2 protein-coding genes are annotated in these 1,972 nt (G+C 68.5%); both read left to right on the top strand.

Features of this window, described 5'->3' with window-relative positions; translation table 11 throughout:
- Nucleotides 1-1,511, top strand: a 1,511-nt coding sequence (locus AB0J09_RS63590) for a TraM recognition domain-containing protein (RefSeq protein ID WP_360714059.1), incomplete at its 5' end; no start/stop codon positions are given.
- Nucleotides 1,508-1,972, top strand: a 465-nt coding sequence (locus AB0J09_RS63595) for a DUF4913 domain-containing protein (protein ID WP_360714061.1), incomplete at its 3' end; no start/stop codon positions are given. The genes AB0J09_RS63590 and AB0J09_RS63595, both read left to right, overlap by 4 nt.

The raw sequence follows: 1,972 nt of genomic DNA on the forward strand, positions 1-1,972 counted from the left end.
GCGGGATCGCGGTGACGGCGAGCGTCGGCGCCGCAGTGCTTGCCCCGCTCGCCCTGACCAGCTACCGGTGGCTGGCTCCCGGGCACGGCATGGCCGGACTGCGTGACCTGCGCGAGTACACCTACCGAGGCGCAGCACGCAAGGCGCGCCGGCTGCGGCCGTCCCTGCGCACGCTCAAGCGGATCCCTCCGGATGAGGCCGGGATCCTCATCGGCAATCACGAGGGCATCGAATTGCGCGCCAGCTGGGAGGACGTCGTCTTGGCGTTCATGGGCCCCCGGTCGGGAAAGACCACGACGATCATCGCGCAGAGCGCCATCCGTGCGCCCGGAGCAACCGTGGTCACCAGCATCCGCCCGGACGCCCTCACCACCACCGCGGCCCCGCGCGCCGCGCGCGGCACCCTGTGGGTCTTCGATCCTCAGCAGATCTGCCACCATCCGCAGGAATTCTGGTGGGACATGCTCAAAACCGCCCGCACCGTCGAGGGTGCCCGCCGCCTGGCCAGCCACTTCATCACGACAAGCTTCTCGGCGAACGAGCGCGGCAACTACTGGGCGCTCGCAGCCGGCAACCTGTTGGCCAGCCTGTTCCACGCGGCCGCCAACCTGGACGGCGCCACCATCCACCAGGTGCTGGAATGGCTGGCCAACCCCGCCGAGCAGGACCCCATCGACGCGTTGCGGGCCTGCGGCGCCGTGGGCATGGCAGGGCAGCTCGAGCATACGGTGCAACTCCCGCCCGAAACCCGCGGTGGCGTCTACGACACTGCGGCCCAGACCGTTGCCGCGTTGCTGGATCCGGTCATCAACCAGTGGATCACCCCGGCGCCCAGCCAGCCTGTCTTCGACCCCGACCGGTTCGTGGCCTCCACCGACACGTTGTACTTGTTCAGCAAGAAGGGCCGCAACGGAGCAGCACCGTTGGTCGCAGCGCTCGCCGACGCGGTGCTGCAAGCGGGCATCGCCGCCGCCGAACGCGCCGGAGGACGCACCGACCCGCCTCTCGTGATCGTCCTGGATGAGGCCGCGAACGTGGCCCCCATCGAAGACCTGCCGGACTTGTACTCCTTCCTGGGCGGCACCGGCATCCCCGTCATCACGATCTTGCAGTCCTATCAGCAGGGCGTGCGGGTCTGGGGTGGACCCGGCATGGACGCCTTGTGGTCGGCCTCGACGGTGAAGATCCTCGGGGCCGGCATCGATGACTCCGACCACGCGGAAAAGATCAGCCGGCTGGTCGGTCACCACAAGGTGGTCGAGTCCAGCGTCTCGCACAGCGCCAGTGGGCGTAGCGTCTCCCGCTCGACCCGCAAGGAGCGCATCTACACCCCCGCGGACATCCGCGCCTTGAAAAAATTCACCGCGATCTTGCTGCTTACCGGTATCCGTCCCGTGGACATCAGGCTGCGGCCCTGGATGGCGGACCCCTTCGGTCGCCGGCTCGGTGCCACCGCCGCCAACATCCAGGAGCAGATCACCCGCCGAGCCCAGCGAAAGAAGGTGCCATGACCGACCTGCCCGAAGACCCGAACGACAGCCCCGATCCTTCCGGGCCACAGCAAGAACCGCTGGACTTCTTCTTCGACTGGCCCACCACCCCGGTTCCCGACGTCGCCGGCGCCGACTCGCACGAGGGCGGACAGCCCGACCCGCCTCCGGCAGGACCCGTTCTCATCCTCCGGCTCGGCCCAGCTGAGTACGAGGAGGAACTGTCGCTGCTGCAGCAGTGGGTCGAGCACCTTCTCATCCCCGAATATCTCAGTGATCGCATCCCCAGCTCCACCGCACCGTGGTGCCCCCTGTGGTGGGAGCATCCCGAAGCCGTCAACCGTCTGCACGCCCTGTGGCTTGCCTTTCAAGAACGCACCGACCCAGAAGCGGGCGGTTTCACCGGACCGGACAGCTGGCACCGCGACTCGCTCGACCCCGTCCTGCGGGAACTGCGCGCCCCCAACGGGCCTTTCGCCCGC

Source organism: Nonomuraea sp. NPDC049784 (assembly GCF_040659615.1).
Lineage (GTDB): Bacteria > Actinomycetota > Actinomycetes > Streptosporangiales > Streptosporangiaceae > Nonomuraea.